This is a genomic window from Aquisalibacillus elongatus, assembly GCF_003843875.1.
GTDB lineage: Bacteria > Bacillota > Bacilli > Bacillales > Alkalibacillaceae > Aquisalibacillus > Aquisalibacillus elongatus.
Map to the genome: position 1 here is coordinate 176,240 of NZ_RKRF01000008.1, position 26,773 is coordinate 203,012.

Here is a 26,773-nt window from a genome sequence, read left to right on the forward strand (position 1 = left end):
GTCATATTTTGTTGACGATATAATTATATATAGTGGTGGGGATCTATTTATATAGGTGTGGGGAGGAATTATTAATGCTGAAGTATGATAGGTTTGTCAACAAATTCGAGACAAGGTTAGGGAGAGACCTTTGTCCGAAAGAAAAAGATTTTATCACCTGGGTGTGGCAGAAACATAAAGGTGAATCACGCATAAAAAAATAACAGACAAGCAATTAGCACTGCTGTAATAGGCAGTGTTTTTTATTCTCTATTGAGAGAGACTATTTTGTGTAGAGTGTTTTTTTACATAACCGCTGTAATACGTTAAATTTTTACTTTGTTGGATGCGCTAACATGTGCTATATTAGTAAAATCAAATTAAAGTGAGGTGGATGATGTGGATCATTGGAAAACGAGATTCGGATTTATGCTTGCTGCAATTGGGTCAGCAGTCGGGTTAGGTAATATTTGGCGTTTCCCTTACATTACGGGTGAATATGGGGGCGCGACGTTTTTATTAGTTTATTTAGTATTTGTTTTCTTACTCGGTATTCCGTTATTATTAGCGGAGTTTAGTATTGGGAAGGCAGGACAAAAAGACGCAGTCGGTTCATTTAAGAATTTAGCGCCTAATACGAAGTGGCATTGGACAGGCTTTATGGGCGTTATTGGCGGTATTTTAATATTGAGTTTTTACAGCGTTGTTGCTGGTTGGTCTTTATATTATTTATATAGTTATGTTACAGGTCAGTTTACTGATGTAACGCCAGATGGTTTCGGACCGATTTTTGAAGACTGGATTTCTAATAGTCTTTCACCATTATTTTGGCAAGTATTGTTCTTAGGTGTAACGTTATTGATTGTCGTTCGAGGCATTAAAGGTGGAATTGAAAAAGCGAATGTCCTATTAATGCCAGTTTTAGCGTTATTAATGGTTTTTATGGCAATGTATGTGTTAACGCTAGATGGCGCATGGGAAGGCATGAAGTTTTTATTCCAACCGGAGTGGTCACAGCTTGGAAATCCTGACCTCTATTTAACGGCACTTGGGCAAGCCTTTTTCTCACTAAGCCTGGGTGTTGCAGGAATGTTAACTTACGCTAGTTATTTGAAGGAAAAAGATCGCTTGCCAGCAGCTACTGTTGGCATAGGTGTACTTGATACTGTTTTTGCAGTAATTGCCGGAATTATGATCTTCCCAGCTGTCTTTAGTTTTGGCTTGGATATTGGTCAAGGCCCGCCGTTAGTTTTTATTACACTACCGAGCATTTTTGCTAGCATGCCGATGGGAACGATTGTAGCGATCATCTTCTTTGGACTTTTAACAATGGCGGCACTATCATCAGCCATTTCGCTATTAGAGCTTCCGGTTTCGTTTTTCTCAAGAACGGTCGGTATGACAAGAAAAGCAGCCACATATATGTGTACGTCGATTATTTTTGTATTAGGTATCGCATCTTCCCTAGGCTTTGGTATTTGGAGCGGCGTTGGTATTGGGGATAAGAACATCCTTGATGTCATTGATTTTGTGACAGCTAATATTACGCTTCCTTTAGGTGCGATTTTGATGGCTGTCTTTGTTGGCTGGTATTTAGATAAAGAACAAGCGATTAAAAATAGTGAAATCGAAACGCCAGTTGTTGCGAATGTTTGGTATGTCATCGTGAAGTACTTGGCACCTGTCATCGTGTTATTAATCGCGATTGCATCTATCTTTGTATTATAATTCAGTTTTTATAGTCCCCGTGTTAAACTATTTGTGTATTGAATCATAGTAGGAGGAACCATTATGTCCGTTTCGTATCATGCGATCATACGTCAGATGAAAAAAGAACTCAACTCGTTAGATGATTCATCTTCACAGCAAGATGTGTTATCAAAAATTCACGTGATTAAGTCGTTGGCCGATGTCGTCATTAATTCTTATGATGATTATGGAGAAACTACTGTTTCCGCTGAGACGGTCGCGAAAGCTGATATCAGTGAAGCGGAGGCCCGAGCGATGGGCGTTCGACCTAAAAAACAAGAAGATCGCATGGAAGAAGATGATGCAAACGGCGATTCGATTTTTGATTTTTAAGCAAAAAGGGGACTAAGCATGAAAGCATTACTTTTAATCGGTGTTATTAACGGATTCCTTGCCGTTGCGTTAGGAGCTTTCGGCGCGCACGGTTTAGAGGGGAAATTAAGCGACAAAATGCTCGAAACTTGGGAAAAAGCGGTCCAATATCAGATGTTCCATACGATGGCAATTTTCATTGCAGCTATTTTACTCATCCGCTTTGATATTTCATCGTTCGCAACTGCCGGATGGACATTCTTGATAGGCATCATCTTATTCTCAGGGAGCTTATATATTTATTCACTCACACAGGTCAAAACCTTTGCCATGATCACGCCAATCGGTGGCGTTGCCTTTTTAATCGGCTGGGTGTTAATAGGCCTTGGTGCAATGAAAGTTGTAGGGTAAAAGAGACTGGATTTCCAGTCTCTTTTTTTTGGCTTGTCAAATGGTCAGAATTTTTTATAATATAATTATCTAATAGGAGAGGAAGGTCCAAGATTCATGATCGTCAAAAATGTATATTGCCCACCTTACTTGTTGCAGTTGGATTGTTTAATAATAAGGCTTCTCCTGCAACACCCCCAGTATCCAACCGTACTAGATTGGCTCACTCGCGAACGCGCCGGATTCTACGGCGAAAGTCAGCTCAAATTTCCATTAAGTAAACTCGACTTTACCCACGACCGTTTTCATTACCTACGACTTCAAAATGAACAAGGTCAGTTTTTTCAAATGGACTGGCTAGTATTGACTCAAAGCTTCATCCTAATAATTGAAGCAAAAAATTATAGCGACGAAGTTATTTTTAATGAAGACTTTAACCAGGTCATACATAAGGAAAAAGTCTATCAAGACCCGGTCTTGCAAGTAGAAGAGCAAAAATATCAACTCGAAATGTGGCTTCAACACCACAATCTCCCTCAACTACCAATCGTCACCCTCGTCGTGATGACCAACTCAAATGCCAAATTAAAAGCCACTAACCCGAACACTACTTACAAGAACAAAATTATCACTCTTCCAAAAGTCTCAAGTAAAATTCGACAGATTGTATCACATTATACGCAGCCTCAGATTAATTTAAGCGACATGAAGTGGATTAGCTCACAGCTGTTAAACCACCACCAAGATTATGTTCCGGATATTTTAGAGAAGGCAGGAGTGCGTTTCATAGATTTGCAACAAGGCGTCGTCTGCCCGTCGTGTAGTAGACTCGGAATGAGACTTGTGAACTTGCGCTGGCAATGTGACAATTGCGGTTTGAGATCAGCTGATGCGTATATGACAGCTTTGAAGGATTTGTTTTTGTTAGGTAAACGTCATATAACTAAGAAAGAGTTTATGAGTTTTGCAAACGTTAAATCTCCTGATTCTGCTAAGAAAATGTTGAAAAGATCAGGGCAGAAAATGATTAAGAATGGACGTTATACTAAATATTTGTTGGATTTTGATTATGAAAAAGACTTTGATTACCTTAAGAATTCAAGAAGAAGACGATAGTAAAACAGGCCCGCTGGGATAGTGAACGTACCCAATAGAAGGAGAAAAAGGCCCGCTAGAGAAGCAAACGTACCCGTTGGAGAGAGGAACAGGCCCGCTGGAGGAGCGAACGTACCCGTTGGAGAGAGGAACAGGCCCGCTAGAGGAGCAAACGTACCCGTTGGAGAGAACAAACACACCCGCTAGGAGAACAAAACCACCTTCAAAATAGCCACACCACCCCTCAACAATCAAAAACGCCCCCGGAAGCCCGGGGGCGTAACCTATTAATCTTTCATTTTAAAGTGAGCTAACTGTCTATTGAGGTCGTTGACCATGTTTTCAAGTTCGCTTGCTTCTTGTCTTAGTTGATCAAAGGCGTGTTGTTGTTCTTCGGCTGAGGCTGAGATTTCTTCGGTGCCAGCGGCTGTTTCTTCGGTGATGGCGCTGACGTTCTGTATGGATGATGTGACTTGTGCGCTTTGTTCTTTGGACTGACTCATTTCCTCAACTAATGCATCGAGGCGTTGGTAGATGGTTTCAACGTTCTCGCGAATGTGTTTAAACGATTCTTCAGATGCGTTGAGGGATGTGTGTTGTTTTTCGGTTAGTTGAATCGTTTCGTCCATTTCTTGCTCAATAGTAGTCACGCCAGTCTTAATTTGCCCGACCATGCTTGAGATCTCACTTGTAGCATCGGTTGATTGCTCAGCAAGTTTTCTTACTTCGTCAGCCACAACGGCAAAGCCTTTACCGTGTTCACCAGCACGAGCTGCCTCGATCGCTGCATTTAAGGCTAATAGATTCGTCTGTTCTGAAATGTCGTTCACTAGCTTAATCGTTTTTTCAATCTCATCTGTATATTGAATAAATTGCTTCACTGACTTCTCAACGTTATGAATGGAGTCGTTGTGTTGCTCCATGACATTTCGTTGGTCATAAATGGCCGTTTGTCCATCTTTAACTGAATCTAATGCTAGAGTCGATTTCTCGGAAGCTTGTTGGCTCTCGTCCATGTTCTTCTCAAAATTCGTGTTCATTTTTTCCATTAAATCAGCTACATCTTGAATGTCATTCGAAATGGACTGACTACCTTCAGCGAGCTCATCGGTTGAACTAGACACCTGCTGTGATGTCTCAGATAAGCCTTCCATCTCACGGTTCAATTTCGAACTAAAGTCGTTGACGTTGTTTCCGATTTTCTGAACGGACTGTAATGTGCTCGTTAAATTATCGATCATTGCTTTAAACGCGTGTTTTAACTGATCAATTTCGTCCTTGGCAACTTCTGGTGCTTCAATGTCTGTCGTTAAATCGCCTTCTGCCACTTGAGATGCCTGATCAGATAGGTCCCGCATTGGTTTCGCGATTCGAGACGTTAGTCGAGATGTCGATAAAATGGATAACAAAATTAAAATGACCGCCGCTATAATCGCAAACGTAATCAAATTCTGAATCGCATTCTCTTGTGAAGACACCTTGCTGTCATACCAAGCTTGTGCTTCACGCTGTAACATATAAATATCATTTAACATACCTGCTGTTCTTGCTGCTTGTCGTTGAACTTCATTGACATCTTCCATCTCTAACGCACTGATTGTGGTTTGTTCCCAGTTTATAAATTTATTCATTGCCTGGTCGAACCATTTGCGGTGTGCGTCAGTTTGAATCATCTGCTCTAAACGATTCATCGTTTCCTTAGTAGATTCAACTTGTGTTAAAGCTTTTTGACGCGATGACTCCGACGGGTTAAACCCATATGTATCAAGCGTTTGCTCAACGGTGATTAACTGACTGTTTAACTCTTTAACCTCAAGTAAATAATCCACATCTTCATTGGATGAACTTTCAAAACTGATCATCTGAAAAACGATAAACGAAATTAAGGCCAAACTCAATAAAAGTGGAATTAATGTCATCGTGTATAAACGTTTGCCAATACTCATTGATTCACCACCTCATCGATGCGACTTTGCTCGGAGTCAGACAAATCAATTAAACGAATTGGCGCAAGTCCGACGCCTTCCTCTTCAATACCAAGCTCGATATGGCTTCCGTCTAATGTCTCACCATTTTTAAGCTGTTCCATAATATCGTACAGGGCGTTATCAACATGTTTCATCATGGATGATACGACAGCATCTTCCGCGACAAAATACTGGTCACTATCGACGCCAAATGCATAGATTCCTTGTTTTTCAGCTTCCTTCAGCGTTCCGACACCTGTAAAACCAGCCGCATGAAACACGTAATCGGCATCTTCTTCAACCATATCCTGCGTTAAGTCGGCGCCTAATTGATCGTCATCGAAAGATCCAGCATACTCCACTAAGATTTCGGCATCGTCATTAACCGCCTGGACGCCCTCGACAAAACCTTCTTCAAATTTTTCAACAACGCCTATATGCTCGCCACCAATAAAGCCAACGACATCTGTCTCCGTTTTCATTCCGGCAATAAGCCCGACTAAATAGCTACCTTCATCTTCTTTAAACGTAATAGAAGTTACGTTGTCTTGATCAGAGACGGCATCGACTAAAACAAATTGCTGATCAGGGTAAGCTTCAGCCAATTCATCCATTGCTGCCTGCGCATTGTAGCTTAACCCCATGATGACATCATGGTCCTCTTGAACGAGGTCTTCCATTTGAGCTTTGAAATCTCCATCAAATGGCTCACGGTAATCAAACGTTATTCCCAACTCATCTCGTGCTAGCTCCAAACCTTGGAAAGCTGAGTCACTAAATGAGTCATCTCCTAGACCGCTTTCTGTAACTAAAAGACCGGCACTTATAGCATCGTCAGCCGTTTGACTGCTATTGTCTTGGCAGCCAACCAGCAGCATGACCATTATCAAAAGTCCAGCCCATAATACTCGTTTCATTTCATCACTCCTAACTCTGTACTAAGATGCTAACGATTGTTAATATCGGAGAAAAATTCTACTTTTTTACACAAAATTAAAAAGACTAAATAGGGCTTTTTTTCTGAAAACGCCTTTACTTTATAAACCAACTGCTTTATGGCAAAATAGATTTAGGAAAAGTTTGAGGGAGGTTTCGTGATGAACTCGTTTGACGATAAAGACCAAAAGAAAAGTAATCAGTTTACGATTATGAAAGACGACCCGATTGATGGTCACCCAGGTTACAGTGGGGGTGGCACAATTAGCCTTGAAAATATGTCACCGTTAGTCGTAGATCCAAATGAAGATAAAGTTTGGGTTGATATGGGCGCGATGCACGCTCGAAGCGAAGTTGAGAAACGAATTAAGTTTGTAACAGATAAAGAGGAAGTACCAAATGGTAAACCGTATTGGCTTGTTTGGGTAACGGTTGAACGCGGAGAAGAAGGGCCGTATTATCACGGCGTTGCAGCAAGCTACTTAGAAGTGGACCGCGAAGCACGTCGAGGCTTTAAAATTTTAGCCGAACACGTCAACCGTATGGATAAATCGTTGAAAGGACGGATCGTCGTTAATCAAATGGATGATCATTCGAAAAAATTACTCGGAGATTTTCTAAAAGAATTTAACGCAGATTATTGGAAAAATTCAATTGATGAATTGAAACAAGCGTTCGCTTGATTTTGAATAGATTGTGAACATTATGGTTTATGATTGTACTCAAGACAAATACTTTGTAAAATATAACTAAACATGGGTTTTTAGCACATGTTTATTAGGACAAATAAATGGGGTTGACCGTTCGTCGGTCAGCCCCATTTATTTTTATTGACTACATTTTTCTTTAGGTTCTGTACCATTAATATAGTAAGTTAAGCGCGTTTCATCTTCACAAGATGGCCCTTCTAATTGTCCTGTTAATGGATCCATTTGAACGCCAACCACACCACTTGGCACACTAAATGTTTCGTAAGCCAAACCGTCATGAATCCGTTCCATATAGTTAGCCCAAATCTTTTTCGGAGCTTGTCGGTCTTGGATTCTCTCAATTTTCCGATTATCATCATAACCGCTCCAAACTGCGGTTGTATAATGAGGGGAGAAACCGATCATCCAACTATCAGGGTCCGTTGTGCCTGATTTTCCAGCATATTGTTGTGTTAATTGATTCGCGATGCCAGCTCCTGTAACACTCATATAATCGCTTAATCGATCATCAAACATTCCAGTTAACATATGGGTTAAAACAAACGCATGGTTCTCTTCTAGCAGTCTTTTCGGTGCTTTTGGTTCGTGCTGATAAACAATATTCCCGTCCCGATCTACGACTTTTTCAACGATATATGGTGAAACTGACCAGCCTCGATTAGCTAAAATACTGTAGGCCCTAGCCATTTCTAGCGGTGAGGCACTTGTTGTCCCTAATGCAGCTGACAGTACAGGTTTTAAATCACCTTCGATACCAAACGTCTGCGCCACTTCAACTAAGTTTTCAGGACCTATATACTTGTTGGTCTTTAACGCATAAATATTGTCTGATACAGCTAGTGCTTGTGCGAGTGTGACTGGACGATTGGCAAAATGATCATTATAGTTCGTTGCGTCATATGGTGTACCGTCTTCTAATGTAAATGTCGTTGGTCTACTCTCAAGGGTTGTAGACGGTGTGAAGCCGTACACAAGGGCTGCGTAATACAAAAATGGCTTGAACGTTGATCCTGTCATGCGCTCAGCTCGAGTCGCACGATTAAAAGGTGTTTGGTCAAAATTTGTACCACCTTGCATGGCGACAATTTTGCCAGTGGAAGGGGCAACCGTCACAGCCCCGATTTGTAACTCTTCATCTTGAGGCAGTTGTTCTTCAATGGTCTGCTCGAGCTTCTTTTGAGCATCTAAGTCCATCGTTGTATAAACTTGATAGCCTCTAGCTTCAAGTGTTTGTCGGTCAATATCAGTTAGTTTCGCTGCTTGTCGTAAGGCATAGTCCGTGAAATATTGTCCAACTTCTTCTTCTTGATTAGAAGCTGAAACGGCAATCCTTAAGTCGATTCGTTTTGCTCGATGCATAGCTGTTTCAGTTATTTTTCCTGTTTCATTCATCCGCTCTAAAATCCATTTTTGTCGGTTCATAGCATTTTCATATGAGATTAGAGGGGAGTAGACAGACGGCCCTCTTGGAATCCCTGCTAATAGCGCTGCTTCTTCTAGTTTTAAGTCATCCGCATTCTTATCAAAATAATACTGACTAGCGGCTTGAATTCCGTACTGCCCATGCCCGAAATAAATTGAATTCAAGTAACCCTCTAAAATTTCATCTTTATCTTGAAAAACTTCCAACCGAACAGTAATCAGTGCTTCTTGAATTTTTCGTGTCCACGTTTTTTGATGCGTCAAAAAAAGATTCCTGGCGTATTGTTGAGTGATACTGCTTGCGCCTTGAACTTTGTCCATCGAAATGACGTTATGGTAAACAGCACTTGCAATACGAGGAACGTCAAAACCAAAATGGTTATAAAAATGTTGGTCTTCCGCAGCGATAAACGCCTCTTTAATATAAGGAGAGATTTGATCTAGCTCAACCCAGTCACGATTTTGAACGCCTTGTTCAACCGTGATGACGTTTTCATTCTGATCGTAAATGACCGTGTTTTCATCTATATTAATCTCAGGCGGGCCTTGGTAGATCGAATAGATTAAGATAACACCAAAGGAAGCAAAACCGAAAGCGATCGCCATAAAAGTAAGTATGAATAGTTTTCGAATCATGTTAACCTCTCCTGTTTGCTTAAATGATATTCTTTTAGTTAGTATGTAAAAATTGGCAAGAATTTAAACGTTCAACACTTCTAATTAACTGCATTCTTCGATATAATCAATTTGATGAATTTAAACTTGTCTATTTTTGTGGCAAAATAAGTTACATGATTGGATAACATAGAAAGGGAGATTGTTTTGTCAAATAAGGAGACGATTCCTGTTTATATAAAAATTGATACTGAAATTGTTGATGATAACGGCAATGAAAACATTACAAAATCAGAAAATGGTTCTTATATTTATAAAGGCCACATTCACATGGTTAAGTACGAAGAAGAGTTTGAAGACCTAGGGACGGTTTATACGACGATTGTCATTCAAGACGATCGTATTTCGATTAAACGCGAAGGCCCTCTTCAAATGCATCAAGTCTTTCGTATTGGTGCGAGTACGGAGTGTGTTTACTACCACCCATATGGAAAATTCCGTATGGAGACGACAACCCATCGGATGCAATTTATAAAAGGTTACGGCAATCGTTCGGGTAAAGTTTTCTTAAATTATGATGTGGTGTTAAATGACCAAGAGCCGCGTAGGCATATTTTCGAGCTACAGTTTCAAGAGGAGGATGCTAAATGAGTATCGTAGGTCAGATCGAGGAAACGCTTAAACAAGAAATCGAATCAGCAGTTATAGAAGCAGGGCTGGCAACCAAAGATGCTATGCCAGAAGTGGTGTTAGAAACACCTAAAGATAAAGCACATGGTGATTATGCCACGAATATGGCTATGCAATTAGCTCGCATTGCGAAAAAAGCACCGCGTCAGATCGCAGAGGACATCGTGGCACAGTTAGATACGAAGAAAGCTTCTGTTAAAGAAGTAGAAATTGCAGGACCTGGGTTTATTAACTTTTTTATCGATCAGTCGTCCCTAACTGAGGTCGTTGACACGATTTTAGATCAAGGTCGAGATTATGGTACATCGAATGCTGGGGAAGGTAAGCGTGTTCAAATTGAGTTTGTGTCCGCGAACCCAACTGGAACGCTACACTTAGGCCACGCACGTGGAGCAGCTTTTGGTGATGCCATGGTGAATGTGATGGAAAAAGCGGGTTTTGATATTGAACGTGAATATTATATTAACGACGCTGGTAATCAAATTGATCAATTAGCTAAGTCAATTAATGCACGTTATTTACAAAAGCTTGGCCAGGATGTGGACATGCCAGAAGGTGGCTATCACGGCCAAGATATTATTGATCTAGCCCAAGGTCTAGTAGATGAAAAGGGAGATCAATTAGCTCAGTTAGAAGAAGCGGAGCGTCTTAAGCAATTCCGTGACCACGGATTGCAGCATTTACTTGCCCGCATCGAACAAGATTTAAAAGAATATCGTGTGGAATTTGACTCCTGGTTTTCTGAAACGTCGCTTTATGACCAAGATCATGTATCTGTCGCTGTGGATACACTTCGCGAGGAAGGTTATGTTTATGAAGCGGATGGTGCAACATGGTTTAAATCAACTGAGTTCGGTGATGATAAAGATCGTGTATTAGTGAAGCAAGATGGCACTTTTACTTACTTAACGCCTGATATTGCCTATCACTTAAATAAAATCGAACGCGGGTTTGATGAGCTTATTAATATATGGGGTGCAGACCACCACGGGTACGTTCCCCGTATGCATGCAGCGATTCAGGCACTTGGCTATCCGAAAGACATTTTAGATATTAAAATTACACAAATGGTGAACCTGTTCGAAAACGGCGAAAAAGTTAAGATGAGTAAACGAACAGGTAAAGCTGTGACCATGAAAGAATTGATTGAAGAAGTCGGATTGGATGCGACGCGCTATTTCTTTATCATGCGTTCGAACGACGCGCATTTAGATTTCGACATGGATCTAGCGAAGTCTCAATCCAATGAAAACCCGGTTTACTATGTGCAATACGCCCATGCTCGTATTTGCAGCATGATTCGCCAAGCGGAAGAAAAAGGCGTCGATTTAAATGCGGCCATTGATTCATCATTACTCCAGGCAGAAAAAGAAGTCGCATTATTAAAGCGCCTTGGCGACTACCCGCAGGTCGTTGCGGATGCAGCGGTTAAGCGTACACCGCACCGCATTCCGCAGTATGTCTTTGATTTAGCATCAGACTTGCATAGTTTTTATAACGCAGAGAAAGTCATTGATCTAGACAACATGGAACTTACAAAAGCCCGCATCGCTTTAATGAAAGCCGTACGCGTGATCATTCAAGATGCCTTAGCATTAGTTGGGGTTGAAGCACCTGAAAAAATGTAAAAAATGAGCGTCCCAATTTGATTTGGGGCGTTTTTTTATGTCAAAAGGTCTGAAAAGGTGCTGAATGAGGAAAAGTAGAAAACTCTCACCGAGGTGAGAGTTTTCTTTTATCCAAATGGATATTGGTATTCAAGTTGTTCATCGAAAACGACATAATCAAGGTAAATCATAAGAAGTAAATACCATTCACCTGTCTCAGCATCGGCGACCACGATGTGATCTTTTCCTGCTTCTTCTATGGTTCCTGTGAAGATTTGTTGCTCATCGCTAAACTCAAATGACATATAGACGTTCGCTTGCTTTCCACGGTTTAACCTTAAAATGTTTTCAATGTAAGAACGTTCACGAGGAAGCTGCTGCCCTGGTGGAAATTGTCCTTGCATTTGTCCGGGTGCGCCTTGCTGAGCACCTTGAACCATACCCGGCGTCATTCCTTGTTGGCCACCAGGCATACCGCCTTGCATCATACCTGGCATGCCTTGCATACCGCCCTGCATCATCCCTTGTTGGCCGCCTTGCATCATCCCCGGCATTCCGCCTTGCATCATGCCTTGTTGACCGCCTTGGCCCATGCCAGAGCCTCCTTGCCACATACCAGGACCTCCTGGCATGCTATTAGGCATCATGCCTTGTTGTGCGCCTTGGACCATACCTGGCATTTGCCCTTGGTTATTGCCCATCTGAGCTCCTCCATACACACCAGGCATCTTACCACCTTTTGAACCTTTACCCGGAAGAGACATTTTCTTACCATCTCCTCCTGACCATTTACTTTGGCCGCCAGACCACTTTCCAGGCCCTTTTGAACCAGGATTGTTAAACGGTTTTTTGTCCGGCAACTTTCCGCCTTGATTTTTACCTTTTGATTGATCCAACAATCATCAACCTCCCTGAAAATTTATATTGAATTAAAATAAGTTAGGACATTCACCTTGTTGAGGCGTATAGAAGCAATGCGATTTAAAACGCCCGACATTCCATTGACCAAACCATTGTGGTGGACAATCTCCTCCAGGCATAAAGAACCATAGCGAATCATCGCCCGGGTCGAATTCTTCGCCTTTAACGACGCGTCTGGCTAATCGAATGTCTTTAGGACGGGCCCTTTGATAAAAGTAAGACTCTTGAACAGCCTCAAACCCACCTGGTGATTGATAAATCATATCTGGAAGGGATTCGATATTTTCAAAATCCAAACAACTGGCTATCACCCGGTTAACCCCAACGTTACCGACTAATAGCATCCCTAGCTTTCCATCACCCTCAGCTTCAGCACGCATTAATCGGGCTAGTTCTTCTATTTGGGCTTCGTTATAAGCAATAACTGCCAATAGACACCACCTCTTTCTAGGCAGGACTCATCACTAGTTCATGTATATGTATAAATGGGTAAAAGTTGATATGAGGGCTTGTACCTTTTTAGTTATTTATGCCAAATAGGGTAGAGGTGAGGATTCGAGGATTAAAAAAACACCAACCGAGATTTCTCTCGATTGGTGTTTGTACTTAAACACTCATAATGTCATTTAGATCTTCTTTTTCTTTGCGGTGACCGATGTAAAATTCACCGAATTCCGCAAATCGAGCGCTTACTTCATCGAAGCGCATTTCATAAATTAATTTTTTAAATTGAAGCATCTCATGTGCATATAAGGTTACGCCCCATTCCCAATCATCAAAACCAATACTGCCGGTGATGATTTGGCGAACCTTACCAGCATATTTACGACCTGTCATTCCATGCTCGTACATTAAGCGACCGCGCTCGTCCTTTTCTTCCATGAACCAGTTGTTTCCTTCACCTTTTTTGCGGTCCATTGGATAAAAACAAATGTGATCCCACTTAGGTAAAACGGGTCTTAAACGCGCCTGAAGTTCAGGATCCGTTTCTGGGTCTTTTCCTTTTGCCATATAAGTCGATAATTCTACGACTGATACGTAAGAATAAGCCGGAATTAAAAATTCGGCAAGTTTAGTTTTATTAAACGACGTTTCAAGATCCGTTAGTTCTTCCATTGTTGGGCGGAGATTTAAGAACAATAGATCCGCTTTTTGCCCGACAATTTGATAAAGTCCTACGCTACCTTGTCTATTTTGTTCAACATCTTCCCAGTTGGCGTAAAGCTCTTGGAATTCATTTAACGCTTGCTTCTGTTCATCTTCGGACGCTAGTTTCCAAGCGGTCCAATCAATTTTTCTGAAATCGTGTAAAGCATACCAACCATCGAGAGTTTCAACTGCTTCTGGCATGGTTTTCACTCCTTTTTTCATTGTCCAATTTTACTATATCATAAGGGGTCCTTAATCGTTAAAGGAAAAGCCCGTGAACGTTTTGTGACCGTCAGAGGAGGCGGCGATTACGCTCTTCCATTTGCTCGAATCTTTGGTTAAACCACTCTTGCTCTTGTTGTGAGAATGGCCGTTCGTCAATGGACACCCCGCGTGCATTCATTTTATGCTCAATTCGTTCGATGACGTGTTGAACCGTCATTTTCTTTTGAAACAACTGTTCGAGTGACGCCATGACATTAGGATTAATTTGAGGATACTTAAATTTGGTTTCCTCACCATTAATAGATAACTCATAAAACCGTTTAATCAAATTGGCGCGTGCTTGACCGTCTCCTTCAATATCTAAATAAATTTGCACGGCGGATCCGTTTTTGACGCGGCGTTGTGATATGCCAGCAAATTTTTTTCCGTGAATACTGAGGTCATATGTACCCGGGCAGTAAGATTCTTCAATCTCATAGGCTCTTATTGGCAAGCCTTCTTCTTCAAAAATCCATTGAATCCACTCGACCATCGCATTATAACCGTCATGAATATCGTAAGTTTTCGCATCTGGAAACACGAGTGAAATGTTTAAGATATCTTCGGTTAAAACGACGGCCAAACCGCCAGAATTACGGACGATTGCGTTATAGCCATTTTCTTTGAGAAACTGAATCCCCTTATCTAAATAAGGTAAACGGCTGTCCGGAATTCCTAAGACGACTGTCGGCTGATGGACCCAGTAGTGTATCGCCGTTTCAGAACGCTCGTTTGCGGTTAAACATAAAGTATCATCAACCGCAAAAGATTCCATGATTTTAGCTTCTGTTGCGTTACTATCATCAATTTTTCGTATATGGTTAAACTTTAATAAAGAGTGCATGATTCATCTTCCTTCAGTTAGTGTGCCATTAATATCATATTATAGAATGAATAAGAGTAAAAGGACGGGATATTTATGTTAACAGCGATTTTGAAATTAGTCGCATCAGCAATCGAATTTTTCCTTGGATTGCCACTGATTGGCGGTATTTTTATTGTATCAAATGCGTGGGGCCCATTATTACTTATGGTTTTATTTTACATTGTAATTCTTGTTATTTCGATTAATTATGGTTACGCCAAATGGGGAGCGATCACCGGAATTGTGGTCTCACTTCTCGCGTTCATTCCAGTGTTAGGGATGGTGCTGCATTGGGTAGCGTTTTTTGTGTTATTAATCGACGGGTTAACCAATGCCAAACAAGCGAATCGAACTTAATAGGGTTAAGCTCCGGGATTTTGCATACCGGAGTTTTTAATTTTGAGAAATTACAATTTATGCGCTGCGTTTTACGATTTATGCGCTAGTATTCTGAATTTATGCGCCCTTTTGAAGCCGTTTATGCGCTGTTTTAAAATGAAACTCGTTAAAAAATAATCCGAGATAAGGATGTATTTCTATTAAAAAATCGTTATAATGAAGGATATATATCGAAGAAAGGTCGGGGAAAATGTCATATCGCGACGAGCAATTAAGCGAAGAAAAAGTGTTCAAAGATCCAGTTCATCGGTACATACACGTTCGCGATCGGGTTATTTGGGATTTGATTGGAACGCCTGAATTCCAACGGTTGCGACGAATTAAACAATTAGGGACGACTTATTTAACTTTCCATGGTGCTGAACACAGCCGTTTCAGCCACTCTTTAGGAGTCTACGAAATTGTGAGGCGCATTGTCGAGAATTTTCGTGAACAGCCGAATTGGAATGAGAATGATCGGTTGTTATGTTTGTGTGCGGCGTTATTGCATGACTTGGGACACGGCCCGTTCTCGCATTCATTTGAAAAGGTATTTGACCTCGATCATGAGGATTACACGCGCGAGATTATTTTGGGAGATACGAAGGTAAATGAAGTACTATCCAACGTAGATCCGCACTTCCCGCAAGAAGTCGCCGATATTATTCATAAAACGCATCCGAATAAACTCGTCGTTAGCTTAATTTCGAGTCAAATTGACGCTGACCGTATGGACTATTTGCAGCGAGATGCTTATTTCACCGGTGTTAGTTATGGACATTTTGATATGGAGCGCATTCTTCGTGTTATGCGCCCGATGGACGACCAAGCCGTCATTAAAGAAAGCGGTATGCACGCAGTAGAGGATTACATCATGAGCCGTTATCAAATGTATTGGCAAGTTTATTTTCACCCGGTCACACGCAGTGCCGAAGTGATTTTATCGAAAATTCTACATCGAGCTAAAGAACTCTATCATTCAGATTATAAGTTTAAACTGGCACCAACACATTTTGTTAGCTTTTTTGAAAAAAGGGTCTCATTAGACGATTATTTAAAATTAGATGAGAACGTCGTTTTTTATTATTTTCATATATGGCAAGAGGAAGAGGACGACATTTTATCCGACTTATGCCGTCGATTTGTTGATCGTGACCTCTATAAATATATTGAATTCAATCCAGGAAGTGAGTACCGTGAGTTAATGGACTTGAAAGATTGTTTCATTGAAGCGGGAATTGATCCTTCCTATTATTTAGAAGTGGATTCATCGTCTGATTTACCTTACGACTTTTATCGTCAGGGAGAAGATGAAGAACGTCTTCCAATTCTACTTCAAGTGCCAAACGGTGAATTAAAAGAATTGTCTCGTCAGTCAGAGATTGTGGAAGCCATTTCGGGTAAAAAACGAACGGATCACAAGTTGTATTATGCTGAGGATTTAATCGAAAAACTGCCTGAAGACAGTCAGATTAAACGTCGAATAAATGAAATTATTAAGGGATAGGGGCTGAACGTATGTTAGAAGATCATGCTAAACTCATGTCGTTTTTTGAACAAGCAGATGAAGTCGTCGGCCGCAAACGACTTCAAAAGATGGTTTACATTTTGAAAAAGTCAGGTTTCAATTTTTCGGAGCGCTATTCATTCCATTTTTATGGCCCGTACTCTGAGGAATTATCGACGCGTATTGAAGAATTGTGTAATTTAGGGTTTTTAGTTGAAGAGCGCGAGAAAGAAAAAGGCTATTATCAGTATCGTTATACGTTAACGGACCATGGGACAAGCTTTTTAACAGATTCCAACGTAGAAACACCTGATATGTCAGGGCTTATTGATCGAATGAATGATCAAAGTTCGAAGTTTTTAGAACTAGTTTCAACGATGCTATTCTTTGATAACTTTTCCAAAGAAGAAGTTGAAGAAAAAGTTTTTACCGTCAAAAGCAAGCAGAACTACAGTCAACAAGACTTAGATGATGCTTGGGCGTTTATAGATGAATTAAAACAACATTAATTAATGACGTAAAAAATCCGAACTGATTTATAAAATCGTTCGGATTTTTTATAACAATCGGTGAAGAATTCGCGCCATGAATTTTTTGAAAGGCAAAAATGATGAAGGAGGGTAGTCAAACCATTCGTCATACAGTGGAATGGACGCTTCAAAATCGTCTTCATATTGCTGTAGAAACTTCTGGGTAACTTCCTGATCAAAAATCACCATATTCACTTCTTCGTTAAAATATAAGCTCCGCCGATCAAGGTTCGCTGTACCAATATCACAAATCTTATCATCAATAAACAATGCCTTGGCATGGAAAAACCCTTTATGAAATAATCGAACCTCAGCGCCAGTGTCAGCTATTCGTTTTAGAAATGGAGATGACGCTTCTTTGACTAAGACATGATCCGAATCATGAGGGTAAAGAACAGTGACACGAACGCCTTCTTGATAAATTTTTTCCTTTAACAAGGTCATAATTTCTTCATTTGGGATAAAATAAGGGCTTCCGATAGCGATTCGTTTCTCTGCGTGTTTTAATAAGTCGTAAAACGTCTCCCGAAGCTGTCCGTGAGAAGTCGGAATTAGCCTGCATGTATGCTCACCTGATGAATCATTTTGGTCAGGCAACGACAGCATTTCTTTATTGTTCGACCACCAGTCGTGACTAAAAAGATCAATAAAATCTTGTACCACCTCGCCAGTGACCCTCAAGTGATAATCACGCCACATACCAAACTTAGAATTTTGGTTAATATATTCATCACCTATATTAAAACCGCCAATATAAGAAACCTTACCATCTATAATCGTAATCTTACGGTGATTACGACGGTTCAGCGAGTGGAAAGGAGATAACAGATCAACTTGATTACTATACCGAATGTTTACCCCTGCTGATTTTAAGTCCTGAATATCTCCTCTCTTAATCGAAAATGAACCAAAACGATCCACTAGTAAATATACAGAAACGCCCCTTTGACTTGCCTCTGTTAGTACATTAAAAAAATGCTCGCTAAAGTCATCACTTTTAACGATAAAAAAAGAAACACAGACATAATCCGTTGCGTTTTGTATATCTTCAAAATACGTATGGTAGAGTTGGTTACCGTTCGAGAAAAGTTTTAAGTCAGCTTGCCGCTTAGGATATGTTTTGATGGGGTGTTCGTCGATAGTGCGATGCTTTATTAAATATATAATTAATATAATAATCATGACGATGAAAACCCACACTAGAAACTCCCCTTTCTAACGTAGTATGGATTATTCAGTTTGACGTTATACGACAAAGCAAAAATGTATAAATCTTACATTGACTGAATGCTCATTCATTGTATAATAAAACTAACAAAAAGAATTTTCATGAAATTAAAACTTTTTATGTTATGCTATTTTTAAACATCATCGTTGCGGGGGGAAAACAATGAACACACTTCAATTAATTAACTGGATTGCTTTCGTAGGTATCACGATTTATGGCATTTTCCTATTTGCACAAGTTGTACGTACGCGTATTGCTTACATAAAAATGGGAAAAAAAGCTGATTTCGACCAAGACGTAAAGCAACGGATTAGAGACATTTTGACGTTTGTGTTTGGTCAGAAAAAGTTATTAAAAGATAAAAAGTCTGGCACTATTCACGTCATGATGTTTTATGGTTTTTTACTTGTACAATTTGGTGCAATCGATTTCATTTGGAAAGGTTTAGCGCCTGATTCGCACTTACCGCTCGGAATCTTTTATCCTGGATTCACGTTTTTCCAGGAGCTTGTAACGTTAACAATTTTAGTTGCGGTTGTATGGGCGTTTTACCGTCGTTATATTGAAAAACTCGTTCGCCTTAAGCGAGGGTTTAAAGCAGGTTTAGTCTTAATTTTTATTGCGACTTTAATGTTAACGGTACTAATGGGTAATGGTGCAGCTATTGTTTGGCATGGACATGAAATGACATGGACAGAACCTGTTGCGTCATTATTTGCAGCCGCTTTTGGCTGGATGGGGGCAACCACATCGGCCGTCGTGTTTTATGTCATGTGGTGGATTCACTTAATTGCATTATTGAGTTTCTTAGTATACGTGCCGCAATCTAAGCACGCTCACTTAATTGCTGGTCCTGCTAATGTGTTTTTAACAAAGGATAAAGAACACGGAAAGCTTAAGAAAATCGACTTTGACATGGATGAAATGGAAGAGTCGGAAGAAGAACCGACGTTTGGTGTAGGAAAAGTTGAAGATCTCGATCAGTTACAATTACTAGATTTGTATGCCTGTGTTGAGTGTGGGCGTTGTACAGATGTTTGCCCAGCTTCAGGAACAGGTAAGATGCTATCGCCAATGGATATTATTGTGAAACTGCGTGACCATTTAACGGAAAAAGGCGCAGCTGTAACAGGGAAATCCGCGTGGGTGCCATCTTATGCATTTGCAGGTACGCAAGGTAACCAAATCTCTGCTGACCCGAATGGATCTTTAGCACAACAAGTTGTGGAAAAAGATTTAATTGGTGATGTTGTAACAGAAGAAGAGCTGTGGGCTTGTACCACTTGCCGTAACTGTGAAGATCAGTGCCCGGTTATGAACCAACACGTTGATACAATTATCGACCTTCGCCGTTATTTAGTGATGACAGAAGGTAAAATGGACCCTGAAGCTCAGCGCGCGATGATGAATATCGAGCGTCAAGGCAATCCATGGGGACTTTCTAAGAAAGATCGTGAAAACTGGAGAGAGAAAGACGAAACGCTTAAGATTCCAACCGTTAAAGAACTTAATAAAGAAGGAGAAGAATTCGAATATTTATTCTGGGTTTCTTCTATGGGATCTTATGATAATCGCAGTCAAAAGATTGCATTAGCATTTGCACGTTTAATGAATAAAGCAGGTGTTAAGTTCGCGATTTTAGGTAATAAAGAACGTAACTCTGGTGATACACCTCGTCGTTTAGGAAACGAGTTCTTATTCCAAGAGTTAGCTGAGAAAAATATTAAGGAATTTGAAAAGAATGACGTGAAGAAGATCGTAACGATTGATCCTCACGCGTATAACATTTTCAAAAATGAATATCCGGATTTCGGATTAGAAGCTGAAGTGTATCATCATACAGAATTGTTAGCACAATTATTAGAAGAGGGACGCTTAAAGCCTGAACAAGCAATTAACGAGAAGATTACGTACCATGATTCTTGTTACTTAGGTCGTTATAATGATGTATATAATCCACCACGAACCATCTTAGAGTCCATTCCAGGCGTTCAATATGTTGAAATTGAACGTAATAAAGAAAATGGCATGTGCTGTGGTGCAGGTGGCGGTATGATGTGGTCTGAAGAGACGACAGGAAATCGCATTAACGTCGCACGTACAGAACAAGCGTTAGAGGTATCTCCAAATACGATTTCTAGCGCATGCCCATTCTGTTTAACGATGTTAACTGACGGGACAAAAGCAAAAGAAGTCGAAGAAGATGTCACAACTCAAGATGTAGCAGAAGTGCTTGAACGTTCAATTTTTGGTGAACCAGCTAAAATTGATCAACCTGCTTAAATCAAAAGTCCCCCTTTGGCAATAAGTTGTTAAAGGGGGTTAATATTTAAAAGTAAGGTTTCATAAGTATGCACTAATTAGAAATTTCCATTATTTTATATTGTTATTATTACAAAAATTTTAAAAAATATGTTGCAATATGTCGATTATTTTCTTAAAATTAAAGAAGTTAAACTTATCTGACAAACATTTATGGGGATTCTCGAATAGACTTTAATTGGGTTTGAAAAGGACGGTTTTGTAACTTTTTTTAAATATTAATTTTCAAAAAATTTCTTAAATTAACCCTTGAGAATTGGTCATCGAGAAAATATAACAGTAGGGTGATCGAGTTGAGTAATCCATTATTAGAGATTAAAAATCTGAAAACGTCTTTCAGAATTGGGGAAGAGTATTACGCAGCTGTTGACGACGTTTCGCTAAACGTCAATGAGAATGAAGTACTAGCCATTGTTGGGGAGTCTGGCTCAGGTAAAAGTGCTTTAGCATTCTCTGTTATGGGCTTGCACAACCGCGCGAAAATTGAAGGTGAAATTAACTTCAAAGGCAGGAATATTGCCAATATTCCAACTAAAGAGATGAATAAGTTTCGCGGCAACGAATTGTCTATGATCTTCCAAGATCCATTAACCGCCCTAAACCCGTTAATGGAAGTAGGAAGACAAATTGATGAAGTATTAATTTTACACAATAAAAATATGCCGAAATCGAAGCGTAAGAAATATATTATTGAATTATTAGAACGAGTCGAAATACCTAGACCGCAGCACGTTTATAACCAATTCCCACATGAGTTGTCAGGTGGAATGAGACAACGTGTCATCATTGCTATTGCGATAGCGAATCAACCTGAGTTACTCATAGCGGACGAGCCTACAACGGCTTTAGACGTAACGATTCAAGCACAAATTTTGGATTTAATTCGCGAACTTAAAGATGATTTAGGTTCTGGCGTTATATTAATTACACACGACTTAGGTGTAGTTGCAGAAATGGCCGATCGCGTGGCTGTTATGTACGCTGGTGAGATTGTAGAAGTAGCAGACGTTGATACATTATTTAGTGATCCGCAGCACCCTTATACAAGATCATTATTAAGCTCTATTCCTTTACTTGATGATGTGCAGGACAAATTGCATGTTATTCACGGAATTGTACCATCGCTTAAGAACTTACCACGTACGGGATGCCGATTTAGTTCACGTATACCTTGGATGGATGAAGACGTTCATGAGGAAAATCCTGAGCTTTCAGAAGTAAGTCCAGGTCACTTTGTTCGTTGTACGTGCTACAAACATTTCTACTTCCCAGATGAGAACAAGGAGGAACAAGATCATGACACTACTAAAAGTTGAGGATTTAAAAGTACACTTTCCAATCCGAGGTGGAATTCTAAATCGTAAGATCGATGCAATTAGAGCTGTTGACGGTGTTAATTTTGAAATTGAACCAGGTGAAACGTACGGACTAGTTGGGGAGTCTGGTTCAGGTAAAACCACAACAGGTAAGGCTGTCATGGGTCTTAATAATATTACGAACGGTGAAATCTATTTTGGTGACGAACTGTTAAATAAGGGGAATAAAGTTAACATTCGCAAAGATATTCAAATGATTTTCCAAGACCCTTATTCTAGTTTGAATCCAAGAAAACGTGTTATTGATATCATCGCAGAACCACTACGAAACTATGAAAATTTATCAAAAGATGAAGAGAAAAAACGTGTTAAAGACTTACTAGAAAAAGTAGGTTTAACTGCTGAAAGTATGTTGAAATATCCACACGAATTCTCTGGCGGACAACGTCAACGTATTGGTGTGGCTCGTGCCATCGCACTAGAGCCTAAATTGATTATTATGGATGAGCCCGTATCGGCGTTAGACGTATCCGTTCAAGCACAAGTGTTAAACTTCATGCAAGATTTGCAGAAGGAATTAAATCTGACTTATTTATTTATATCCCACGATTTGAGTGTTGTTAAACATATGTGCGACCGAATTGGAATTATGTACAATGGTCGATACGTCGAAGAAGGGACTACAAAAGAAATCTTTAATGATCCGCAACACATTTATACAAAGCGTCTTGTTGCGGCAATTCCGGACATTGATCCTAAGAATCGTAAAGAGAATACTAACTTTAGAGAACAAGTTAAAGAAGAATATACAAACTCATACTACGATTATTTCGATGAAGACGGACTTGCTTATCAGTTAAAACCAATAACAGATACACATCGAGTAGCGTTACCGGAGAGAGGTTGATTATAAATGTGGAAATTCATAGTGAGACGACTTTTAATAACATCGCCACAAATTATATTTTTAAGTTTATTAGTATTTGTTTTAGCAAGTTTTATGCCTGGTGATGCTTTAACAGGTGCCATTGGGCCAGATGTTAAGGCAGAAAGGTTAGCAGAGTTAAGAGAAGAACTAGGGTTTAATGACCCTTGGTATATTCAATATAAAGACTGGGTAGCTGGCATTTTACAAGGAAGTCTTGGAGAATCCTTCCAATATAAAATGGACGTTGAAGATCTGATTTGGCAACGTGTTATTAACACGTTCTGGTTATCATTAGTTTCAGTGATTTTCATTTATGCAATTGGTTTACCATTAGGTATTCTTAGTGGGCGTTATAATGATACCCTATTAGATCAATTAATCACTGGATACACTTATATCGGATTTGCAACACCAATTTTCATTTTTGGTTTAGTCGCGTTATGGATATTTGGTTATATACTAGGTTGGTTCCCAACAGGTGGTTCTGTAGACCCCGGAGTAGAATCGGGCTCAATTGAATATATCCTGAGTAAGTTACAGCATTTATTACTACCAGGACTGTCTATTGCACTCATTGGTACAGTTAGTACAGTTCAGTACCTACGAAGTGAAATCATAGACACAAAACAAAAAGATTTTATACTAACTGCTCGTGCAAAAGGTGCATCTGAGCGACGCGTATACAACCGTCATATCTTCAGAAATTCAATTTTACCGATTGCTGCTTTCTTTGGATATGAAATTATAAACTTAATTAACGGTACGATCTTTATAGAACAGATTTTTAGTTACCCTGGAATGGGACAACTATTCCTTGATTCAATTGTTATAAGAGACTATACGGTAGTAACAGCTTTAGTACTCTTAACAGGAATAGGTGCGATTGTGGGTGCCTTATTATCAGATATCATCTTAAGTCTTGTTGATCCAAGAATTCGCATTAAGTAAAAAAAGGCATCATTGGAGGTGAACAAAATGTCCGAAAATCATTCACATAAAGATATTGAACAACAAGTATCAGAACAACAAAAAGAACAAGAAGTACAGAAAAGTCCTTCTGGATTAAGGATTTTCTGGAGGGAAATTTTAAAAGATAAGTTAGCCTTAATATCTTTAATCTTTTTCGTATTAGTTAGCATGATTGTATTTGGTATTTCACTCATATTAGATTTAGACGAAGTCGTCAAAATCGACCCATTTGCGATCCACCAACCACCATCTGATGAGTTCCTTTTAGGAACTGATAAAGGTGGACGAGATGTATTTGGACAGTTAATTATTGGAACACGTAATTCATTAGCAATTGGGTTTTTAGTAACACTTATTTCAGGTGCTTTCGGCATCATATTCGGTGTCGTATCTGGTTATTTTGGTGGTCATATTGATAACTTCCTAATGCGTATTGTTGATTTCTTTATGGTATTACCATTTATTATGATTATCATTGTTTTCGTAACCATTGTTCCTAGATACAGTGTTTGGACTTTCTCATTAATTATGTCAGCGTTTATATGGATGGGGATTGCAAGGCTGATCCGTTCGAAAGCATTACAAGAAAGAGAACTGGATTATGCTCAAGCTTCAAGAACATTAGGTTCATCCCATACTAGTATAATTTTTAAACAAGTTTTACCGAACATTACGTCATTAGTTGTCGTAACAATGACTTTAAACTTAGCAGCAAACATTGGAATTGAGTCTGGTTTATCCTTCTTAGGATTTGGTTTACCTGAGGATACACCAAGTTTAGGTACTTTAATGAGTTATGCTACGAATCCAACGACCTTAGAAGAGCGTTGGTGGATTTGGGCTCCGGCAGCAGCTTTAATTTTAGTCTTAATGCTAGCTGTCCGTAACGTAGGTGAGGCACTTAAACGTGCAGCAGATGCTCGTCAACGTCGAGCGTAATGAATAGTGGTACTTTCACTGGGGAGACTCAGTGATGAGTATAAATTTATTTAATCAGTCATTGGGCTGAAAATACAACCATAGGGGGAGGATTATTCAATGAGCAAATCATTATTTGGCAAATTTTTATTTGTCCTAATGCTTGCTTTCGTACTTCTGATCGCAGCTTGTAATAGCGATGAAGGAGGCGAGGATTCATCAGATAATGATGGAGACGATACAGAGCAAAATGAATCTGATGATGATGATTCAGATTCAGACTCAGATTCAGATCAAGAACTTTACAGTATTGACGATTTTGAATCGTATACTGGTGAAGGTGACGCGATTGATGGCGGTTCACTGACATTCGGTTTAGTTTCTCAATCTCCATTTGAGGGAACATTAAACTGGCAGTTCTATTCAGGAAACCCTGATTCACAAGTACTTTCGTGGTTCGACGAGTCATTACTTCAATATGACGAGAATTACAACGTAACAAATGAAGGCGCTGCTTCTTATGAAGTAAACGAAGAAGATAGCTCCATCACATTTACGATCGAAGACGATGTTAAATGGCACGATGGTGAAGAAGTAACAGCTGAAGACTGGGCTTATTCTTATGAAGTGATTATGCACCCTGACTATGATGGTGTACGTGGTTCATCAGCAGGTTTTGCATACTTAGAAGGTGCGCAAGAATACAAAGCTGGTGAAGCTGATTCAATTTCAGGTATTGAAATTGAAGGTGAAAAGACAATTACGTTCAATTACACAGAATTAACACCATCACTATTAACTGGTGGTGTCTGGGGTTACCCAATGGCGAAACACGTTTTTGAAGATATCCCAGTAGAGGATATGGCTTCTTCACCAGAAGTACGTGAAGAACCAATTGGTTTTGGTCCTTACAAAGTTGAGAACGTTGTACCTGGTGAATCTGTAACTTACTCTAAGTTCGAAGATTACTGGAGAGGCGAGCCTAATTTAGATGAAGTAACGCTAAAAGTCGTGAGCCCTTCAAACGTTGCGAACGCATTAGAAACTGGGGATGTTGATCTAGTGGACAGCTTCCCTGCTGACCAAGTAGTAGACAACATTGATATGCCAAACGTTCAGTGGTTAGGTATGACTGACTTAGCATACACTTACATTGGTTTCAAACTAGGTGACTGGAATGCTGATGAAGGTGAAGTTAACTACAAAGGCGACGAAATGAAGATGGGTGATAAGAAACTACGTAAAGCTATGTGGTATGCTGTAGATAACGAAACAGTAGGTGAGCGTTTCTATAATGGCTTACGTTGGAATGGTACAACACTAATTCCACCATCTCACCCAGCTTGGCATGACGATTCAATCGAAACACCAACTTATGATGAAGATAAAGCTAATGAGCTACTAGATGATGCTGGTTATAAAGACACTAACGATGATGGTTACCGTGAGACTCCAGACGGCGAAGAGTTAGTTATTAACTTTGCTTCTATGGATTCAAGCGACCTATCTGAACCATTAGCGAACTACTATATTCAAGCTTGGGATAAAGTTGGCTTAAACGTTCAGAAGCTAGACGGACGTTTACACGAGTTCAACTCATTCTATGATAAAGTTGGTCAAACTGGTGAAGATGATCCAAACGTAGACGTATTCATGGGTGCATGGAGCGTTGGTTACGATGTAGACCCTAGTGGTTTATACGGTAGAGATGCATTATTCAACTTCACTCGTTGGGCAAACGAAGAAAATGATGAACTTCTAGCTGAAGGTTTATCTGAAGAAGCTTTCGATACAGAGTATCGTCAGGATGTATACAGCCAGTGGCAAGAGCTAATGGTTGAAGAAGTTCCTGTATTCCCTACTCTATATCGTGCTATGATGGTTCCAGCTAACGAGCGTGTTGTAAACTACGACATCTCTGTTGGATCTGGAGTATACCTATACGAACTAGGTGTAACTCAAGAAGAACCAGTAGTAGAGTAATACTTGCTAAATAGGCCTGAGAG

General features: G+C 39.8%; 24 protein-coding genes. 16 read left to right on the plus strand and 8 right to left on the minus strand.

Annotated elements, in window-relative coordinates; genetic code table 11:
- Positions 1-378: 378 nt before the first annotated feature.
- From EDC24_RS06090 to EDC24_RS06105, 4 genes are all read left to right on the plus strand, one after another.
- Positions 379-1,707, plus strand: coding sequence for a sodium-dependent transporter (locus tag EDC24_RS06090; protein ID WP_245997996.1), 1,329 nt, complete (start codon positions 379-381; stop codon positions 1,705-1,707).
- Positions 1,708-1,770: 63 nt separating this feature from the next.
- Positions 1,771-2,061 carry a DUF5327 family protein gene (locus EDC24_RS06095; RefSeq protein ID WP_124220748.1) on the plus strand — a complete coding sequence of 97 codons (291 nt, stop codon included), beginning with the start codon at positions 1,771-1,773 and terminating at the stop codon, positions 2,059-2,061.
- Positions 2,062-2,079: 18 nt separating this feature from the next.
- Entirely contained in the window at positions 2,080-2,451 is a 372-nt protein-coding gene (locus tag EDC24_RS06100; RefSeq protein ID WP_124220749.1) for a DUF423 domain-containing protein, read from the plus strand.
- Positions 2,452-2,547: 96 nt separating this feature from the next.
- A complete protein-coding gene (locus tag EDC24_RS06105) occupies positions 2,548-3,546 on the plus strand; it encodes a nuclease-related domain-containing protein (RefSeq protein WP_124220751.1) in 999 nt (332 codons plus the stop codon).
- A gap of 266 nt (positions 3,547-3,812) precedes the next feature.
- Here EDC24_RS06105 and EDC24_RS06110 read toward each other — a convergent pair whose 3' ends face one another.
- Together EDC24_RS06110 and EDC24_RS06115 are read right to left on the minus strand one after the other, a co-directional pair.
- Positions 3,813-5,471 carry a methyl-accepting chemotaxis protein gene (locus EDC24_RS06110; protein WP_124220753.1) on the minus strand — a complete coding sequence of 553 codons (1,659 nt, stop codon included), beginning with the start codon at positions 5,469-5,471 and terminating at the stop codon, positions 3,813-3,815.
- Positions 5,468-6,409 carry a BMP family lipoprotein gene (locus tag EDC24_RS06115; protein WP_124220754.1) on the minus strand — a complete coding sequence of 314 codons (942 nt, stop codon included), beginning with the start codon at positions 6,407-6,409 and terminating at the stop codon, positions 5,468-5,470. The genes EDC24_RS06110 and EDC24_RS06115 overlap by 4 nt, the downstream gene beginning before the upstream one ends.
- Positions 6,410-6,589: 180 nt before the next feature.
- Between EDC24_RS06115 and EDC24_RS06120 the strand changes: the two genes are divergently transcribed.
- Positions 6,590-7,111: a YwhD family protein gene (locus EDC24_RS06120; RefSeq protein ID WP_124220756.1), complete on the plus strand. Its 522-nt coding sequence runs from the start codon at positions 6,590-6,592 to the stop codon at positions 7,109-7,111.
- A gap of 144 nt (positions 7,112-7,255) precedes the next feature.
- Here the strand turns inward: EDC24_RS06120 and mtgA are convergent, their stop codons facing one another.
- Positions 7,256-9,196, minus strand: a complete 1,941-nt coding sequence (mtgA, locus tag EDC24_RS06125; RefSeq protein WP_124220757.1) for a monofunctional biosynthetic peptidoglycan transglycosylase — start codon at positions 9,194-9,196, stop codon at positions 7,256-7,258.
- A 186-nt stretch (positions 9,197-9,382) separates the two neighbouring features.
- On the opposite strand from mtgA, the gene EDC24_RS06130 reads away from it, so the two are divergent.
- Entirely contained in the window at positions 9,383-9,826 is a 444-nt protein-coding gene (locus EDC24_RS06130) for a YwiB family protein (RefSeq protein ID WP_170158479.1), read from the plus strand.
- Positions 9,823-11,493 carry an arginine--tRNA ligase gene (argS, locus tag EDC24_RS06135; protein ID WP_124220760.1) on the plus strand — a complete coding sequence of 557 codons (1,671 nt, stop codon included), beginning with the start codon at positions 9,823-9,825 and terminating at the stop codon, positions 11,491-11,493. Before EDC24_RS06130 ends, argS begins: the two co-directional genes overlap by 4 nt.
- 107 nt (positions 11,494-11,600) lie before the next feature.
- On the opposite strand, the gene gerQ is transcribed toward argS, so the two are convergent.
- From gerQ to EDC24_RS06155, 4 genes are all read right to left on the minus strand, one after another.
- Entirely contained in the window at positions 11,601-12,368 is a 768-nt protein-coding gene (gene gerQ, locus EDC24_RS15475; RefSeq protein WP_425455176.1) for a spore coat protein GerQ, read from the minus strand.
- Between the two features lie 33 nt (positions 12,369-12,401).
- The gene (locus EDC24_RS06145) at positions 12,402-12,824 is read right to left on the minus strand and encodes a cell wall hydrolase (protein ID WP_124220762.1); all 423 of its coding nucleotides are present in this window, start codon (positions 12,822-12,824) and stop codon (positions 12,402-12,404) included.
- A gap of 175 nt (positions 12,825-12,999) precedes the next feature.
- Positions 13,000-13,743 carry a hydrogen peroxide-dependent heme synthase gene (gene hemQ / locus EDC24_RS06150; protein WP_124220764.1) on the minus strand — a complete coding sequence of 248 codons (744 nt, stop codon included), beginning with the start codon at positions 13,741-13,743 and terminating at the stop codon, positions 13,000-13,002.
- A 91-nt stretch (positions 13,744-13,834) separates the two neighbouring features.
- Positions 13,835-14,650 carry a lipoate--protein ligase family protein gene (locus EDC24_RS06155; RefSeq protein WP_245997997.1) on the minus strand — a complete coding sequence of 272 codons (816 nt, stop codon included), beginning with the start codon at positions 14,648-14,650 and terminating at the stop codon, positions 13,835-13,837.
- Positions 14,651-14,725: 75 nt separating this feature from the next.
- On the opposite strand from EDC24_RS06155, the gene EDC24_RS06160 reads away from it, so the two are divergent.
- From EDC24_RS06160 to EDC24_RS06170, 3 genes are all read left to right on the plus strand, one after another.
- Positions 14,726-15,028 (plus strand): hypothetical protein, encoded by a 303-nt coding sequence (locus EDC24_RS06160; protein ID WP_124220768.1) that lies wholly within the window; start codon positions 14,726-14,728, stop codon positions 15,026-15,028.
- A gap of 232 nt (positions 15,029-15,260) precedes the next feature.
- Positions 15,261-16,556 carry an HD domain-containing protein gene (locus tag EDC24_RS06165; RefSeq protein WP_124220770.1) on the plus strand — a complete coding sequence of 432 codons (1,296 nt, stop codon included), beginning with the start codon at positions 15,261-15,263 and terminating at the stop codon, positions 16,554-16,556.
- Between the two features lie 11 nt (positions 16,557-16,567).
- A complete protein-coding gene (locus tag EDC24_RS06170) occupies positions 16,568-17,065 on the plus strand; it encodes a YwgA family protein (protein ID WP_124220772.1) in 498 nt (165 codons plus the stop codon).
- A gap of 48 nt (positions 17,066-17,113) precedes the next feature.
- On the opposite strand, the gene EDC24_RS06175 is transcribed toward EDC24_RS06170, so the two are convergent.
- Positions 17,114-18,286, minus strand: coding sequence for a phospholipase D-like domain-containing protein (locus EDC24_RS06175; protein ID WP_124220774.1), 1,173 nt, complete (start codon positions 18,284-18,286; stop codon positions 17,114-17,116).
- Positions 18,287-18,476: 190 nt separating this feature from the next.
- Here EDC24_RS06175 and EDC24_RS06180 point away from each other — a divergent pair, with 190 nt between their 5' ends.
- The 6 genes from EDC24_RS06180 to opp4A all read left to right on the plus strand — a co-directional run bounded on the left by EDC24_RS06180 (position 18,477) and on the right by opp4A (position 26,750).
- Positions 18,477-20,597: a (Fe-S)-binding protein gene (locus EDC24_RS06180; RefSeq protein ID WP_124220775.1), complete on the plus strand. Its 2,121-nt coding sequence runs from the start codon at positions 18,477-18,479 to the stop codon at positions 20,595-20,597.
- A gap of 332 nt (positions 20,598-20,929) precedes the next feature.
- Positions 20,930-21,952 (plus strand): ABC transporter ATP-binding protein, encoded by a 1,023-nt coding sequence (locus EDC24_RS06185; RefSeq protein ID WP_124220777.1) that lies wholly within the window; start codon positions 20,930-20,932, stop codon positions 21,950-21,952.
- Positions 21,933-22,859 (plus strand): ABC transporter ATP-binding protein, encoded by a 927-nt coding sequence (locus EDC24_RS06190; protein WP_124220779.1) that lies wholly within the window; start codon positions 21,933-21,935, stop codon positions 22,857-22,859. Before EDC24_RS06185 ends, EDC24_RS06190 begins: the two co-directional genes overlap by 20 nt.
- Before the next feature lie 6 nt (positions 22,860-22,865).
- Positions 22,866-23,828 (plus strand): oligopeptide ABC transporter permease, encoded by a 963-nt coding sequence (opp4B, locus tag EDC24_RS06195; RefSeq protein ID WP_124220780.1) that lies wholly within the window; start codon positions 22,866-22,868, stop codon positions 23,826-23,828.
- Between the two features lie 27 nt (positions 23,829-23,855).
- Complete coding sequence (locus tag EDC24_RS06200) at positions 23,856-24,788, plus strand: ABC transporter permease (protein ID WP_124220782.1); 933 nt, start codon at positions 23,856-23,858, stop codon at positions 24,786-24,788.
- A gap of 99 nt (positions 24,789-24,887) precedes the next feature.
- Positions 24,888-26,750 (plus strand): oligopeptide ABC transporter substrate-binding protein, encoded by a 1,863-nt coding sequence (opp4A, locus tag EDC24_RS06205; protein ID WP_124220783.1) that lies wholly within the window; start codon positions 24,888-24,890, stop codon positions 26,748-26,750.
- The last annotated feature ends 23 nt before the right edge of the window (positions 26,751-26,773 follow it).